Below are 236 nucleotides of genomic sequence, written 5' to 3' on the forward strand. Positions count from 1 at the left end.
ATCCCAGCCGGACCACCGCATTTGTGCGCTGACAAAGCCGCGGAATCGATGTCCAGCGCGGCAAAGTCAAACGAGATTTTCCCCAGAGCCTGCACGGCATCAACGTGAACGCCTGCTTTGTACGCCCGCGCGAGCGCCACCACCTCTTGGAGCGGTTGTACAACGCCGGTTTCATTATTCACCGCCATCACGCACACCCTTGGCGGCTCGTCTGAGGACTCCAATAGACCCTAGGC

The 236-nt window shown here is 59.7% G+C and carries 1 protein-coding gene; it reads right to left on the minus strand.

Translation table 11 applies throughout. From position 1 onward, the window contains the following. Window positions 1-188 (minus strand): aminotransferase class V-fold PLP-dependent enzyme (locus tag E0702_RS18110; RefSeq protein ID WP_205742127.1); only part of this gene is annotated, 188 nt, incomplete at its 3' end. Window positions 189-236 lie beyond the last annotated feature (48 nt).

It is taken from the genome of Halomonas marinisediminis (assembly GCF_004347715.1).
GTDB classification, from domain to species: domain Bacteria; phylum Pseudomonadota; class Gammaproteobacteria; order Pseudomonadales; family Halomonadaceae; genus Halomonas; species Halomonas icarae.